This is a genomic window from Gordonia sp. Swx-4, assembly GCF_030316175.1.
Classification (GTDB): Bacteria; Actinomycetota; Actinomycetes; order Mycobacteriales; family Mycobacteriaceae; genus Gordonia; species Gordonia alkanivorans.
Genome location: NZ_CP128197.1, coordinates 2,006,090 through 2,022,617, shown reverse-complemented (window position 1 = coordinate 2,022,617; position 16,528 = coordinate 2,006,090). Strand labels below are relative to the sequence as shown.

Sequence of the window (16,528 nt, the reverse complement as noted above, 5' to 3'; positions counted from 1 at the left end):
GGGACACACCACGTGGACGTGACACGGAGACAACTGATCGCCGGTGCGGCGGTGACCGTTGCGGGCGGCGGTCTGGCGCTGAGCACGGCCGGTCGGGCCCCGGCCGCCCCCTCCGACTCGACGAACTACCTCGTCGGCTGCGGTATCGGTGACGTCACGGGTGCCGTTGCCGGACAGGGCATGATGGGCTACTCCAATCCGGAGCAGGTCGCGGCCGGCCTCCTCCAGCGATGCTGGGCGCGCGCCTACATCATCGTCGACCAGGCCACCGGCAAGCGCGTGGTCTTCCTGACCGCCGACATCGCCTGCCTCTTCGAGTCACACCACATGGGGCTGATGGAGAAGCTGAGCAAGCGTTTCGGTTCGCTCTACACCGAGGCGAACGTCAACCTGAACGCGCAGCACTCGCATGCCTCCTGCGGCGGGACCGCCTGGGACTACGCATATTCGCTCGCCGCTTTCGGATTCAAGAAGAACTCGTACGACGCCGAGGTCGACGGCATGTTCGCCGCCATCGTCCGCGCGCACGACAACCTGGCGCCCGGCACGATCACCATCGGTCGCGAGGAACTGCACAACGCCAGCGCGAACCGGTCCAGGGTCGCCTTCGACGCCAACCCGGCGTCGGAGAAGAAGTTGTTCCCCAACGCGATCGACCCGCAGGTCACCGTGCTGCGGCTTCGGCACGCGAGCGGGAGGGACGTCGGGGCCATCACCTGGTTCTCGACCCACGGCACCTCGCTGGCCGATCACAACGTGCTGATCGCCGGCGACAACAAGGGGTACGCCAGCTACCTGTGGGAGCGCACCCAGCCGGGCTTCGTCGCCGCCTTCCCGCAGACGAACTCGGGCGACATGACGCCCAACCTCTCCCTCGAGTGGTTCACACCGAGCGGCCCGACGACCGACAACAAGCGCAACTGCGAACTCATCGGTGAACGCCAGTACGTCGCCGGACGGCGCGCCTTCGAGGCCACCCGCCCGATGACCCGCGGCGGCGTCGACTCGATCACGCGCTACGTCGACATGTCCGCGGTGCGGGTCGCCGGAACCTACACGCCCGACGGGAAACCGGCGTCGACGACGCCGGCGATGATGGGTGCCGCCGCAGCGGCGACCAGCAGCGAGGACAACTACGAGCAGCCGCTCCCCCTCCTCGTCGAGGGCATGACCAATCCCCTCGTGGCCGCTCTCGGCGGCGACAAGAAGCCGCCGATCGCCCCGTGGATGCGGGACATGCAGGCGCCCAAGCTGATTCTCTTCCCTCTCGGACTCATGCCGCCGTCGGGCTGGATTCCGTCGGTGGTCCCGTTGCAGATCATGCGGATCGGGGAACTGGTGCTCGTCGCGGTGCCGGCCGAGGTGACCGTCGTCGCGGGACTCCGACTTCGTCAGGTCGTCGCCGACGAACTGCGCGTCGACATCGACAACGTGCTCATCCAGGGTTACGCGAACTCCTACACCCAGTACGTCACCACCCCGGAGGAGTACGACCTCCAGCAGTACGAGGGTGGCGAAACCCAGTACGGCCGCTACACATTGCCCGCGTACATGCAGGAGTTCGCGAAGCTCGCCGCCGCGATGGCATCGGGCCGCAGCCTGGGGCGCGGTCCGGCGCCCGTCGACAAGTCCGGCTTCCAGCCCGATCTGCTACCGCCGGTCCCCGCCGACCGCCCCATCCCGGGGCACGCCTACGGCGACGTCCTCCGCCAGCCGGGCGGGTCGTACCGTCCGGGGCAGCCCATCACCGTCGACTTCGTCGGCGCGCACCCCAACAACGACTTCCGGCATGGCGGAACGTATCTGGAGGTCCAGCGCCGCGAAGGTGATTCGTGGACGACGGTCGCCGACGACAACGACTGGTCGACCGAGTTCCGCTGGGCACGCCCGCCCGGCAGCACCGACACCTCGCGCATCACGATCACCTGGCGACCGCCCGCCGGGGCGTCGGGGACGTACCGGATCAAGTACGACGGCAACAGCCGCGACGGCAGCGGCAGGATCCGGCAGATCAGCGGGATGTCGCGGACATTCGAGGTCCGCTGAGCGTCCGTCAGCGGACGCGCGCCTGCATCAGTGCGACGTTGTAGTCGGTCCAGGTCGACATGGTGAAGTACAGGTCCTCCCCGCTCGACCACGGGTGCATGAAGCCGCCGTAGAGCTGGTCGTACCTCGACGAATGGACCAGTTCTGCGGGTTCGGACCAGAGCCCTTGGGGTTCGCGGGCCTTGCGCAGCATGATCCCGCCGCGGAGGGCGTCGAGGTAGGTCAGCTGCCACCGCTTCGACTTCTCGTCGTAACGGGCCGACACCTCGCCGGCCGGTCCGGCGAAGATCACCGACGCGACGTTGCCGTCGCGTGCGGGGACCCAGCGACCGTCTCGCCAGTACTGGTAGGCGGTCTTGTTCAGTACGTGGTCGCGGTGGACTCGCGCGAGGCCGACCGAACCGATCCGCGAGTTGGGCGTGCCGAACATGTACACGTACTCGCCCTGGGGAGCCATCGACGACACCTGGAACTGGCTGACGCCGAAGATGTTGTCCCATCGGGCGTACGGGTCCTTGGTCCACGTCGACCCGCCGTCGTCCGAGTACGCCAGCCCGCCGTGGTTGGTCAGCCACGTGCCGGGAATCTTGCCCCAGGTCCGCACCGACATATAGGTCATGAACTGGCGGTCGCCGATCGCGAAACCCGAGGTCGGGATGACGGTGATCTCGTAGTGGTCGATGCGTCGCGCGCTGAGCAGTTCCGCGGCGTGGCATCGGCTGTCCTGGATCATCGTGTCGATACTCATCCCGTCGGACAGCTTCGCATCGCTCGAGAACCCGAGCACGTTGGACCGCCAGTCCCGCCCGTTGGCACCCGGCGGGCGGAAACCCTTGCCGACGGTGTCGCCGAAGACGACCGCGACCTTCCCCGGTGCGGACTCCCACATGATCCCGAGGTCGGTGCCGTGGATCTGCCAGCGCTTGTCGGTACGGCTCGTCGAACCCTTACCGGTGAGCGTGCTGACGAGTTCGACGCCCGACACCCGCGGACGCGTCGGCTTGGATGCGACCGGTCCGGCGTCGACACCCGGGGCGACGGCCGCAGGTGGCGGAGGAAGCTCCGGCGGGTTCGGGTTGGGCACCGGAACAGGGATGTTCTTGGGCGCCGGATCGAAGGTGATCTTCGGGAACTCGATGCTCAACGCGGGACCGCCGGCGTCGGGTTTCGGCTTGGGTGGGTCGGTGATGTCCGGGCACGGGTCCGAGCACGGGTCCTTCGGCGGCTTCTCCGACGGGATGCGGACCACCGGCTTCTCCGGAGCCGGTTCGGGCACCGGCAGGATCCGCGGGTACGGCAGCGGGATGCTGAACCGGTCGGGCAGCCGCGGGATCAGGTCACGCGGGTCGACCGGACCCTTCTTCGGTTTCGGCGGCAGATCCGCCTCACACCCCGAACTCGGCAACACGTCCGACGGTGCTGCGTGCACAACCGCGGCGGAGCCCCCGAGCGCGGTTCCGGCGACCACGATCGCGCAGACCGGGACGAACCATCGCAGCCTGCCGATCCGGAAAGAGCCCATACGAGAACCGTGTGTGCGGCTCTCGGATGGACTGTTCATGGGTCAGGAGTTGTCCGCGTTGCCCTTGCGCCACTCCGACCACGGGATGTTCCAGTCACCGAGGCCGTCGGTGCCGGAGAGCGTGCCGCCCGTGGTGTTCTTGACGACCACCGGGTCGCCGCGCAGCGTGTTGTTCATGACCCAGAGCGCGTTCTCCGGGCTGAGGTTGAGGCAGCCGTGGCTCGTGTTGGTGTTGCCTTGGGCCCACACCGACCAGGGCGCCGAGTGGAAGAAGATGCCGCTGTAGGACATCCGCGTCGCGTAGTCGACGGGGGTGCGGTAACCGTTGGACGAGTTGATCGGGACGCCGTACGTCGACGAGTCCATGATGATGTGGTCGTGCTTGTCGGCGATCAGGTAGATGCCGTTGTCGGTCTCGTCGCCCGGCTTGCCCATCGACGTCGGCATGCTCTTGATGACCTGGCCGTCGCGCTCGAACACGACCTGCTTGGTGTTGTCGTCGGCGGTGATCACCATCCGGCGGCCGACCGTGAAGTTGGTGCGGACGTTCTCCTGGCCGTACAGGCCGTCACCGAGGTCGATGCCATAGGTGTTGACGGCGACCCGCACCTTGGTGCCGGGCTTCCAGTACTCCTTGGGACGCCACCGGACCTCGCTGTCGCTGATCCAGTAGAACGCGCCCTCGACCGGCGGATCGGTGATGACCCGGATCGCCTTCTGCGCGGCTCGACGGTTCGGGATCGGCTCGTCGAACTTCACCGCGATCGGCTGTCCGACGCCGACGGTCTCACCCGGGTTGGGGGTCAGGTAGGCCTGCGTCAGGTTGTTGGGGCTGCTGGTCGTGAAGGTGACCTTCTTGGTGACCGCGCCGCCGATGCCGACCGCGTCGGTCTCCAGCGTGTAGGTGCGGTTGTAGCCGAGCGCCTCGTTGCTGACCCAGACGGTGTCGTTGTCGGTGAAGGTGCCCTTGAGCGGGGTCCCGTCCGACTTGGTGATGAGAACCCGGCTGAGCGTGCCCTCGCTCGTGGTGACCTTGATGGGTGCACCCGGCTGGACGCCGACCGTGTTGTCACTCAGCGGCTGATCGTTGAGTTCGGTGATGTCGACGGCGGGCTTGAGCAGATCGTCGAAGAGGCTCGAACTGGTGACGTTGTCGGAGTACGCCGCCTCCTGTGAGCACGATGTCACGAGTGCGATGATCGCAAGCAACACACCACTGATGATCAGTGGCATCCGTCGTGAAGAACGACCGATCCCCATCTCTCTCCCGCCTGTCACGCCCGACTCTGATGACCGGTCGGCCGAATGCCTCCCCGAATCTCGCACCAGTGTACGAGAACCCGGTCTGTGAGCTCCGCTGTGTGTCGTCCGTTCGGCGGCGTGTCCTGCGCACCGCCCGCGACACCGACCTCCGCAGGCCACTGCGTCACAAACCCTGATATGCCACAAGACGCCTCGCAATTGCTGCGAGGCGTCTTGTGAAACTCTGTGCGCCATCAGGGACTCGAACCCCGAACCCGCTGATTAAGAGTCAGCTGCTCTGCCAATTGAGCTAATGGCGCTTGCCTTTTTCGCCTCCGGAGTACCTCCCGGCGGCGAGAAGGAACATTACATGACACCATCCCCAGTTGTGAAATCGCCTGGTCGGAGCGGGTTTGCGCGGGTTTGAGGCCGTCGCTTCCCGGGGTGCCGGCAGCGGCGTGGGTCAGCTGGTGATCTTGCGGACCACGAGCACGAGCACGAGTGCCCCCACGCCGGCGATGGAGTACATGACCGCGGGCTTCTGCAGCGTCGCCAGAGCCTTGGATTTGGCGTCGTCGGCGAGGCGCTGCGGGTTGGCACGTTCGGCGAGCGCGTCGAGCGTGCTGGCAAGGTCCTCACGGGCCTTGGCGATCTCCTGCTCGATACGTTCGGTGTCTCCGGCCACGTTGCATCCTTCCGGCGCTTCTCGCTCTAGTTACGCGTCGTCACTGCTCACGCGTTGTCATTGACTGTCCAGATCGCCGCCGGACGGCGGCGGTTCGATGCTACGACATCCTCCCGTCGCGGCATGTGACCATGCACTAGCCTGACTGTCATGGCAGAGGTCACTCCCCCGGTGGAGGCACAGCGTTTGTCCGTCGGTGATCGCGCACCCGCGTTCACCCTGCCCGACGCGAACGAGAATCCGGTGTCGTTGTCCGACTATGCCGGACGGAAGGTCATCGTCTACTTCTACCCGGCGGCGTCGACGCCCGGCTGCACCAAGCAGGCGTGTGATTTTCGCGACAATCTCGCCGAGCTGAACGACGCCGGCCTGACGGTGCTCGGCATCTCCCCGGACAAGCCGGCCAAGCTGGCCAAGTTCGTCGAGAAGGAAGGGCTGACCTTCCCCCTGCTGAGCGACCCCGAGAAGAAGGTGCTCACCGAGTGGGGCGCCTTCGGCGAGAAGAAGATGTACGGCAAGACCGTCACCGGCGTCATCCGCTCCACGTTTCTCGTCGACACCGACGGCACCATCGCGCTCGCGCAGTACAACGTCCGCGCCACCGGACACGTGGCCAAGCTGCGCCGCGACCTGTCCGTCTGAGATCCACCTCCGATGACCGAGTCCGCCGAACCGCTGATGCCGCGCAAGCGGCCCACGCAGGAACGAAGCAAACGCAAGTTCCAGGCGATGCTCGAGGCGGCCCGCGAACTGCTGATCGACGTCGGTTTCGAATCGCTGACGTGTGAGGAGATCGCGGCGCGCGCCGAGGTCCCGATCGGGACGCTGTACCAGTACTTCGCGAACAAATACGTCATCGTCTGCGAACTCGACCGGCAGGACACCGTCGACGTCCGCGAGGAGCTGACCGCGTTCGCCACCGAGGTGCCGTCGCTCGAGTGGCCCAGCCTGCTCGAGAAGTTCCTCGACCATCTCGCGGCACTGTGGCGCACCGACCCGTCACGGCGTGCGGTGTGGCTGGCGGTGCAGTCGACGCCCGCCACGCGTGCGACCGCGTCGGAGAACGAACGCGTGCTCGCAGAACAGGTCGCACGGATCATCGCACCGCTCACGCCTTCTCAGCGTGAACGTCGCGAGATGATGTCGCAGGTGCTGGTGCACACGGCGTACTCGTTGCTCAGTTTCTCGGTGCAGGACGGCCACGACCACGACGAGACCGTCGCCGAACTCAAGCGGATGCTCGCGGGCTATCTGCTGCTCGAGGAGTCGACGACGGTCTGAGGGTCGTGGCGGCCCTGAGGGTGTGGGGCCTATCTGCCCTCGAGGATCGCTACCGCCGCCGCGGTGTCCCCGTCGTGCGTCAGGGACACGTGGACGACGGTGTCGCGCAGGTGATTGCCGATCTCGCCGGACAGCCGGATCGCCGGCCTGCCCCAGTTGTCGGTGACGACCTCGATGTCGCTGTGCCGGATCAGCGGCAGCAACGGGGACCGCGAGAACCGGCTCACCGACCAGGCTTTCACGACGGCTTCCTTCGCCGCCCAGCGCGCGGCGAGATGCCGTGCGTCGTCGCCGGTTCCGGCAGCCGAGTCCCGCCGTTCGCCGACCGTGAACCGGTCGGCGAACGTCGTTCCCGGCTGCCGGAGCTGCTCGGCGAACTCCGGGATCGACACGATGTCGATCCCCACTCCGAGAACGCTCATCTCTTCCGGCTTCGCCTCACTGCTCGAATCCGCTGCCGTCACCGGGTTTCCGGAACCGGACCGGACCCGTACACGTCCGCCGCGTCGAGGCGCACCGACGGGTCGAGGAGCATGCCCGCCTCGGCGTCGTGCTCGTCGACCGACTCGTCGAAGCGGCGGTTCGGCGGCCGCTGGTAGGCCGGCTCGCCCCCGCAGATCGACTGCAGGAAGCGCTGGCTGCCCAGGCGCGCACGCTCATCAGCCCGCTTCCGGTAGGTCTCCCGCTCCTCGGGTGCCAGGGAGGCGATGAAGGCCTCCGGGTGGACGACCGCGATGAGCCCGGACACGTGACCGAAGCCGAGGCTGGTCAGCAGACCGGCCTTGAGCGGGAACCGCTCCCCCAGCTGCAGCGTCTCGCGCGGCCACACCAGGTGCGGGTACTCCTTCATCTTCTCGTCGACGCAGTCGAGGCTGCGGTTCGGCGGGATGACCCCGTCGCGGAGCATCTGGCACAGGCCGATCAGCTGGAAGGCCGCGGCACCGCCCTTGGCGTGGCCGGTGAGCGACTTCTGCGACACCACGAACAGCGGGGCGCCGGTGTTGCGTCCGATCGCCTCGGCGAGGCGCTCGTGCAGCTCGGACTCGTTGGGGTCGTTGGCCTTCGTCGACGTGTCGTGCTTGGACACCAGCGCGACGTCGTCGGCGGTGACACCGAGCGAGTTCAGGGCGTTGGCCAGCGGCGAGGACAGCGCACCGCGGGCTGCACCCAGGGCACCGAGTCCCGGAGCCGGGATCGAGGTGTGCACGCCGTCGCCGAAGCTCTGCGCCCACGCCACCACACCGAGGACCGGCAGACCCATCTGCGCCGCCACGTCGCCGCGGGCGAGCAGGATCGTGCCACCACCGGCCGACTCGACGAACCCGCCGCGTCGGCGGTCGTTGGCCCGCGAGAACCGGCGGTCGTCGATGCCGCGTGCGGTCATCTTCGCCGAGTCGGCGGTCGCCGACATCGCACCGAAGCCGACGATGCCCTCGATGCCGAGGTCGTCGAAGCCGCCGGCCACCGCGAACAGCGCCTTGCCGAGACGGATCTTGTCGACGCCCTCCTCGACCGACACCGCTGCCGTGGCGCAGGCCGCGACCGGGTGGATCATCGCGCCGTAGGAGCCCACGTACGACTGGACGACGTGCGCGGCAACGATGTTCGGCAGGGCCTCCTGCAGGATGTCGTTGGCGTTGGCCTCACCGAGCAGGGTGTTGATGTAAAGGTCCCGCATCGAGGCCATGCCACCCATACCGGTGCCCTGGGTGTTGGCGACGAGGCCGGGGTGTACCCAACGCATCAGCTCGCTCGGCGTGAAGCCGGACGACAGGAACGCATCGACGGTCGCGACCAGGTTCCACAGGGCCACCCGGTCGATCGCCTCGACCATGTCGGGGCTGACGCCCCAGCGGGTCGGGTCGAAGCCGGTCGGGATCTGGCCGCCGACGGTACGGGTCAGCGAGAACTTGCGCGGCACACGGATCTCCGTGCCGGCCAGGCGCGTGACCTGCCAGTCGCCGTCGGGATTCTGCGTGACCCGCGTCTTCTCGGGGTTGGCACTCGCGAACGCACGGGCCTCGGCCTCGGAGTTGACCGTGAAGGTCAGGTCCTCGTCGAGGAACACCGAGGTGAGCAGCGGCGAGGTGTTGTCGACCATCGCGCCGTCGTCGGCGTAGCGACGAATGCCGCACCGCGACACGACCTCGTCGTGGTAGCGCTCGGCGATCTCACTCTCCGGCACCGGATCACCGGACTCGGTGTCATACCAGCCCGGCTTCGGAGCCGAATCCCAGTGGATCAGACCGGTGTTCCAGGCCAGCTCGAGAACGCCTGCCGCCGATAGCTTCTCGTCGACCTCCATTTCGAAGCGGGTACGCGCCGAACCGTACGGCCCGAGCTCGCCGGCACCCACGATGACCACCAGGTCCTCGGGACGCGCGTCGATCGTCGGCCATTCCGGACGCATGCTGCGCGGAGCGCGGGCGGGCGCCGGGAGTGCGGCGACGGTGGTCGTCGCCGATGCCTCGTCGGCATCCTCGCCGGCCTCGGCAGCCGCTGCGGCGGTGGCCGCGAGCGCCTTGAGGTCGGTCGAGGCGTCGAGCCCGCCGGTGAAGTCGGCCAGGACCGGAGCGGTGGCCGCGGACTCACGCTGCTCGGGGGTGCACAGCGTCAGCAGGTTGGCGGCCATCTCCTCGGTGCTCCAGGTGCGGACACCCGCAGCCTCGACCGCGTCGACCATGCCGTCGTTGTGGCCCATCAGCCCGGTGCCGCGCACCCAGCCGATGAGGGCGTGGGCCAGCGTGGTCTTCGAGCCCCACGACTCCTCGGCCGACCAGCGGGTCACGAGCGCGTCGAGGGCGGCCTTGCTCTCGCCGTAGGCGCCGTCGCCACCGAACATGCCGCGGTTCGGGGAACCCGGCAGCACCACGTGGAGGCGGGCCGCGATGTCGTGGTCGGAGTGGACCTCCGCCAGCCCGGCGATCAGCCGCTCGACCGACCACAGCAGGACCTTCATCTCCAGCTCGGCGCGAGCGCCGGCGTCGGTGAGGTCACCGGCCACCCGCGGAGCGGCGAACGGGAACAGCATCGTCGGCTTCATGGCCGGCTTCACCACCGCGATCGTGCCGCCGAGGTTCTCGGTCTGCTCCGCGGCCACCCACTCGACCAGGTCGTCGACGTCGGTGTACGACGCCATGTTCGCCGGGGCGATCCACAGCGCGGCACCGGTGCGGGCGTTCTCGCGATAGAGCTTCTTGTAGAAGGCGAGACGCTCGGAGTTCAGTCGCGAGGTGGTCGCGATGACGGTCGCACCGCCGGCGAGGAGGCCGGCCACCACACCTGCGGCGATCGAGCCCTTGCTGGCGCCGGTGACGACGGCGATCTCGCGGCTGTAGATCCCCTTCTCGGGGTTCTCGGCGGCGTGCGCGATGGCACCGAAGACGCGGCCGTGCACGGCGTTCCCGTTCGCGAGGGCCTTGCCCTGCCACCAGGTGGCGTGTTCGGCGACGGTGTCGCCGGCTCCGGCGAACCCGCCGACGACCTTCTCGAAGTCGGCGTCGAGCTCCTGCTCGTCGGCCAACCAGAGACGGACGAGATCCTCACGGGCGGTTGCCCACCGGTCGTCGATGAGCACGACCTTGGCGTCGTCGAACGCCGGCGCGACAGTGCGCGCCCAGTCTGATCCGAGTTCGGCACTGACCAGCTCGGCCAGCTCGGCGTTGGGATCGGCCGCGGCCTCGGCGAGGTCGGCGACCTCGGCGAGTCCCAGCTTCTCCAGCACCGTGTACGCCGCCGAGGCGAGCGCACCCGACCGGCCGGTGATCTGCTCGGTGAACTCGCCGAGAGCAGCCGCGTCGACCGTTGCCCCACCGCCGGATTCGGCGGCGGGCTTGCCCACCGCGATGCCCTTCTCGGCACCCACGGCGGTGACCGCCTTGTCGATCAACGCGTCGAGCGCGTCGGCGTTGGCGACCGGGCCGTCGAGCAGGTTGCCCAGTGCCTCACCGCGGACCGAGGCCCCGTCCCGCGTGCCCAGTGCGAGTGCCACGGTCGTGTGCAGTCCCCAGCCGGGGCCGAGCTGCCACACGCTGCTGACGCGGTCGGTGATGTAGTTCTGGCGCTTGCCCAGCGGGCCGAGGACCTTGCGGACCTGGTCGCTGACCGCGTCGGTGAGCACCGCACCCAGCGGCCGGTAACCGCGGGCGAGTGTCTCGACGGTCGACGACAGCGCGACCATGTCGGCCTCGGCCGCACCGTCGATGGCGCCGAGTCCGAGCTCGCCGCCGATGTCGAGCAGGAGCTGGTTGCGGCGTGAGGACACACCGTCGCACAGCGCCTCGATGGTGTCGGCCGCACCGATCTGGTCGACGCGCATCTTGGTCCACAGGGCGATCACGGACTTCACCGCATCCGACGGGGTGAACGTGATGTCGTCGGGACGCGGGCCGCCGGCGGGAGCGGCCGGAGCCGGTGCCGCCGCCGCGGGGGCAGCGTCCGCCGGAGCGGCGGCCGACTCTGCGGGAGCGTCGATCTCGTCCTCTTCCGGCTCGTGACCGGCATCCTTGGCCAGGATCACGTCGGAGTCGCGTTCGACGTTCACCACCTCGGTGGTGGCCGAGGCGTAGTCGTCGAGCTTGAGGGTGTTGTTGGCCAGACCCGTCAGGGTCGGCGCACCCTTCAGACCGATCTCGACGAAACGCTGCACGGCGAGACCATCGCGCTCCGGACCGCTGAACAGCAGGTCCTGGGTCTCGATCCAGCGCACCGGGCTCGCGAACTGCCAGGCGAGGAGCTCGATCAGGAGAACGCGGGCCAGCTCGGTGGGCTTGGCGGTCCAGTTGTCCCAGTCGGCGAGGACCTCGTTCAGCGGATCGGACGGCACGAGCGCCGCGATCTCCTCGACGAAATCGCGTCCGAGGTTGAACAGGCGCGGCACCAGGTTCGGAATGTAGCGGCCGATCAGGATGTCGATGTCGATGTCGGCGGGCAGCAGCTCCTCGAGCTTGCCGCGGAACTCCGGCACACCGGCGCGCAGGACGCTGGAGTGGAACGGGACGTCGATACCCGGGATGAGGATGAACGCCCGCTTGCCACCGAACTCGGCACGGCGACGGTCGATCTCGGCCTCGAGGTGCTCCAGGCCCCGGACCGTGCCGGCGATCGCGTACTGCGAGCCGAGCAGGTTGAGGTTGACGACCTCGAGGAACTCACCGATCTCCGCACCCAGGCCGGAGACGAAGCCGGTCACATCGGCGTCGGCGAGACCGAACTGGCTCGGCCGGATCGCGGCCATGCGATAGTCGCTGCGGCCCTGCTCATCTCGCGGAACGAGATGGTGCATGGCCTCGCCGCGCTGGAACACGACCTCGAGGACCGCCTCGAGCGGCAGGACGCCGGCGCAGGCGGCGAGAGCGTTGTACTCGCCGACGGAGTGACCACAGGTGATGGCGCCCTCGACGAAGCCGCCGGCCTCCTTGAGTTCGGCGATCTGCGCGACACCGAGGGTCGCCATCGCGACCTGGGTGAACTGCGTCAGGTACAGCACGCCGTCGGGATGGTTGTAGGTGGTGCCGTTGGCGACCAGGGTCGTCGGGTTGTCCCGCACGACGGCCAGGATCGAGAAGCCGAGCGCCTTGCGCGTGTGCTTGTCGGCGCGATCCCAGATCTCACGGGCTGCCTTGGACCGCGACCGGGCGTCGAGGCCCATGCCCTTGCTCTGGATGCCCTGCCCCGGGAAGGCGTAGACGGTGCGCGGCGCGGCCAGGAGGCCGGTGGCGCTCATGACGAGGTTGTCGCCGACCTTGGCGCTGACCTCGACGACCTCACGGCCGTTGTCGAGGCCGACACGGTCGACGCGCACGGTGATGGTGTCGCCGAGGCGGACCATCCCCAGATAGCGTGCAGTCCAGCCGATCAGCGGTCGCGGCGACGGGGTCGGGTTCTTCGAGTCGGTCGCGGTGACGACCTGCTGCGCGGCAGCCGACAGCCACATGCCGTGCACGATCGGGTCGCCGAGTCCGGCCAGCTTGGCTGCCGAGGCGTCGGTGTGGATCGGATTGCGGTCACCGGAGACGACGGCGAAGCCGTGCATGCGGTTCGGCGCGGTGATGGTGGCCGAACGGAGCAGCTTGCGGGTGGCCGACTGCTCGGCCTTCGGGGCACCGCCCGCGCGGAGCGGGTCGGTGAGCTCGGCGGCACCGAGGCGTCCGCGGATGGCGAAGCGCTCGTCGAGGGTGGCGATCGGGCCGGCAGTCCCGGCGATCTCCACCGAGACCTCGACGACACGGCCCACGTCGGAGTCGCGGACCGCGCCGGCACGGGCGGTCACCGTCAGTTCGGCGGTCTCCGTGGGGATCTCACCGGTGAGAGCGATCGCATGGTCGAGGTGGACCAGGTCGAGCAGACCCTCGACGACCGGTGCGCCGGTCTCGGTGCGGGCGGCACCTATCACGCTGAACACGCTGGGCCAGCAGGCGCCGACCAGGGTGTCGGGGACGGCGAAGCCGAAGGGCTCGGTCGGGGTGGTCGGACGCAGGTGCGCGGGCAGGGAGAAGCCGGTCACCGATGCATGGTCGGCCACCGAGTCGGGCTGCCAGGTGATGGTGGTGGTCGCGGTGCCGTCGGTCACCTCGGCGAGTTCGCCGCCCGCGGCGACCGTGAGGATCTCGGTCATCGCGCCGGCTGCCTCGTCGAGTCCGACGACCGGCGATCCGCCGTCGCGCACGCCGAGACCGGCGAGCAGCGGGATGCGCACGGCCGCACCGGAGATCGGGACGACGAGATCGAAACGGACGACGCCGTTCTCGGTACCGGCCTGCTCGATGACGGCGCCCGTGGGCTCGTGCTCGGCACGCTCGGGGGCGACGATCGACCAGGCGGCGCGATCACCGAGGAGGGCGACCGGGCTCGGGACGATCCGTCCCGCCCAGCTGACGTCGTCGGATTCCAGAACAGCAGTCAGGACGCCGGCGTCCTCGACCAGTCCGGCACGGTGTCGCGAGGCAACCTCCACCGAACGCACACCTGCGGTCAGCAGGTCGGTGACGACCTGCGCCTCGAAGCGGTCCAGCAACTCGCCGACCGGCTCGTCGACGCGGGTGATGCCGGCAACGGCGACCGGACCGGGGATGACGCACACGGCGTCGGCGCCGTAGCGCGTGTCGTGGGCCTGCCACAGCGAGTCACTGCGCCACCAGCGGCGCACGTCCTTGTCGATGACCGGCACGAAGTTGACCGGCTTGCCCGGGGTGCGGCACTGCTCCAAGAAGAACGCGACGTCCGCGGGATGCAGGACGTCGGTGTCGATCTCGCGGTAGACGCTGCCCAGCGCGTCGATCGCGGCGTGCGGGTCGTCGGTGGACGACAGCTCGGCGAACATCGTCGGGATGGGACCCGAGTCCTGCGGGTGCATGCGGGCCTCGGTGCGCTGCAGCATCTCGACGAAGCGCTGCTGCCAGGTGATGTCGGCCCACGGGTGCTGATCGCCGTTGGCGTCGCCGACCGCGAGGGTGGCGTAGCGGTCGAGCCATTCGCGGTAGGTCATCTCGGCGACGTCGCCGAAGTACGGCTTGGCGGTGTCCGCCATCGCCGCGATGATCTCGTCGCGGCGTGCGGCGACGGCCTCGGCGTCACCGGCGACCTCGTCCAGCAGACGGCCGCAGCGGGACGCGGTGTTGTCGACCTCGTGGATGTCGGCGCCGAGCTGCGAACGGCCCGAAGCCATTCCGGCGGTCGCGTGGCCTGCACCGATCCACTCGTCGATACCGACGGTGTCGACGAGGAGCTGCTTGACCTCGGGAGTGGTGGTGGCCTCCTTGGCGGCCATCGCCGCGGTGCCGATGAGGATGCCGTCGAGCGGCATCAGCGGATAGCCGTAGCCGCTCGACCAGACGCCGGTCAGGTATTCGCTGGCACGCTCCGGGGTACCGACGCCGCCGCCGACGCAGATGACCACGTTGGGTCGGGCGCGGAGTTCGCCGTAGGTGGCGAGCAGCAGGTCGTCGAGGTCCTCCCACGAGTGGTGGCCACCGGCGCGGCCGCCCTCGATCTGGACGATGACCGGATGGTGCGGGACCTCGTTGGCGATCCGCACAACCGAACGGATCTGCTCCACGGTGCCCGGCTTGAAGGCGACGAAGCGGAGTCCGGCCTCGACGAACTCGTCGACGAGGGCGACCGCGTCCTCGAGTTCGGGGATGCCGGCGGAGACGATCACGCCGTCGAGCGGCGCGCCCTGGGCACGGGCCTTCTGCACGAGGCGTTTGCCACCGAGCTGCAGCTTCCACAGGTACGGGTCGAGGAACAGCGCGTTGAACTGCGCCTCGCGACCCGGCTCGAGCAGGTCGGTGAGAGTGGCGATGTTGCGGGCGAAGATGTCCTCGGTGACCTGGCCTCCACCGGCGAGCTCGGCCCAGTGGCCGGCGTTGGCCGCGGCGGCGACGATCGCCGGGTCGACGGTGGTCGGGGTCATGCCCGCGAGCAGCATCGGCGAACGTCCGGTGAGACGCGTGAACGCGGTCTCGACGACGGTCCGGCCGTCGGGCAGCTCGACGAGGGTCGGGGCGAACTGGGACCACGGGGTGGCGACCTCGGGCACCCCGCCCGGGCTGAAGAGGTTGCGCTGTCCGACGCGCAGGGCGGCGGGGACGAGGCCGACACCCTGGCCGCGGACGAGCGATGAGGTGAGACGGGTGGCGATGTCGCCCGGACCGAAGTCGAGGATCCACTTGGCACCGCCGGCGACGACCTCGTCGACCGAGGAGACCCAGTCGACGTGTGCGACGAGGATGTCGTGGGCGTGACGGGTGGCGAGCTCACGGTCGATGCCGCAGCGGTCGGCCCAAGCGCCGACGAGTTCGACGGCCTCGGCCATGTTCGGGTGGTGGAAGGCGACCGACACCTGCAGGTGGTCGAACTTCGGGGCGAACGGTGCGCCGCCGGTCAGCTTGCGCTTGCGCTCGTCGGCTTCGGCGGCGGCGATCCGCTCGCAGAGCGCGACGAAACCGGCGAGGTGACGCGGGGCGCCGGAGAGCACGAGTGCGTTGCGGCTGTTCTTGATCGAGACGACGGGCGCGGTGGCCAGGTCGCTCTCTGGCAGGGTCGCGCGGTACTGGGCGAGGACCTCGTCGACGCGTGCCGGGGTGACGTTGTTGACCGCCAGCATCGGCGTGCCGTCGGTGGTGACCCCGAGGCCGCGGCGACGCGCGATGAGCGAACCAGCGGCACCGATGAGGTGGGCGACGGCGAGCAGCAGGCCCTCTCCGGCTTCCGCGGCGTTCCCCTCGGCTCCGACCGCGTCGGTGGCCAGCGAGCCCTGCGAGTGTCCGATGACGGCGCTGGGCGGGATGCTCGCGGTGTCGAGACCCTGCTTGCGTAACGCCTCGATGGCGGCCAGCTGGGTCAGCAGGACCCCGGGACCCGAGAGGGTGAAGTCGGCGAGAGCGGCCTCGGTGGGCACCTCTTCGCCCGCGTCGTGCGCGTGGACCCACGCGAGGGGGTGGAAGCCGTCGGCGCGCGCGACGACGAGGTCGTCGGCGACGGGTGCGACGAGCCGTTCTGCGGCCTCTACGATCCCGCCGATGCGGTGTTCGAGGTCGGCGTCGACGACCAGTTCGGCCAGCGTCGGCAGCCACGCGCCACCCTGACCGCCGAAACTGATCGCGTAGGGCTCGCCCTGGGCGAGCCGGTCAATGAGTGTGGTGGTGGGGCGCTCTGCGTTGGCGGCGCCCTGCGAGCCGGTGCGGAACTGGTCGACGGTCACGAGTACTCCTCTGTGGTGGTCGGTCTCGGTGGTCGGCGGAGTGTCTTGG

General features: G+C 69.0%; 8 protein-coding genes and 1 tRNA gene. 3 read left to right on the top strand and 6 right to left on the bottom strand.

Going from position 1 to position 16,528, the window contains the following annotated elements; genetic code table 11:
- Positions 1-12: 12 nt before the first annotated feature.
- Positions 13-2,046, top strand: coding sequence for a neutral/alkaline ceramidase (locus PWF70_RS09250; protein ID WP_286352927.1), 2,034 nt, complete (start codon positions 13-15; stop codon positions 2,044-2,046).
- 7 nt (positions 2,047-2,053) lie between these two features.
- Here the strand turns inward: PWF70_RS09250 and PWF70_RS09245 are convergent, their stop codons facing one another.
- From PWF70_RS09245 to PWF70_RS09230, 4 genes are all read right to left on the bottom strand, one after another.
- Positions 2,054-3,568, bottom strand: coding sequence for a DUF4185 domain-containing protein (locus tag PWF70_RS09245; RefSeq protein WP_006357351.1), 1,515 nt, complete (start codon positions 3,566-3,568; stop codon positions 2,054-2,056).
- Between the two features lie 42 nt (positions 3,569-3,610).
- A complete protein-coding gene (locus PWF70_RS09240) occupies positions 3,611-4,801 on the bottom strand; it encodes a L,D-transpeptidase (RefSeq protein ID WP_006357350.1) in 1,191 nt (396 codons plus the stop codon).
- A 256-nt stretch (positions 4,802-5,057) separates the two neighbouring features.
- Positions 5,058-5,130, bottom strand: a tRNA-Lys gene (locus PWF70_RS09235).
- Positions 5,131-5,273: 143 nt separating this feature from the next.
- Positions 5,274-5,495 carry a DUF3618 domain-containing protein gene (locus PWF70_RS09230; RefSeq protein ID WP_006357349.1) on the bottom strand — a complete coding sequence of 74 codons (222 nt, stop codon included), beginning with the start codon at positions 5,493-5,495 and terminating at the stop codon, positions 5,274-5,276.
- Positions 5,496-5,645: 150 nt separating this feature from the next.
- Between PWF70_RS09230 and bcp the strand changes: the two genes are divergently transcribed.
- Positions 5,646-6,137, top strand: coding sequence for a thioredoxin-dependent thiol peroxidase (bcp, locus tag PWF70_RS09225; RefSeq protein ID WP_006357348.1), 492 nt, complete (start codon positions 5,646-5,648; stop codon positions 6,135-6,137).
- A 12-nt stretch (positions 6,138-6,149) separates the two neighbouring features.
- Positions 6,150-6,776 (top strand): TetR/AcrR family transcriptional regulator, encoded by a 627-nt coding sequence (locus tag PWF70_RS09220; protein WP_006357347.1) that lies wholly within the window; start codon positions 6,150-6,152, stop codon positions 6,774-6,776.
- Positions 6,777-6,805: 29 nt separating this feature from the next.
- Here the strand turns inward: PWF70_RS09220 and acpS are convergent, their stop codons facing one another.
- Both acpS and PWF70_RS09210 read right to left on the bottom strand, forming a co-directional pair.
- Positions 6,806-7,198, bottom strand: coding sequence for a holo-ACP synthase AcpS (gene acpS / locus PWF70_RS09215; protein WP_006868104.1), 393 nt, complete (start codon positions 7,196-7,198; stop codon positions 6,806-6,808).
- Positions 7,199-7,236: 38 nt separating this feature from the next.
- Positions 7,237-16,479 carry a type I polyketide synthase gene (locus tag PWF70_RS09210; protein ID WP_035750847.1) on the bottom strand — a complete coding sequence of 3,081 codons (9,243 nt, stop codon included), beginning with the start codon at positions 16,477-16,479 and terminating at the stop codon, positions 7,237-7,239.
- Positions 16,480-16,528: the final 49 nt, after the last annotated feature.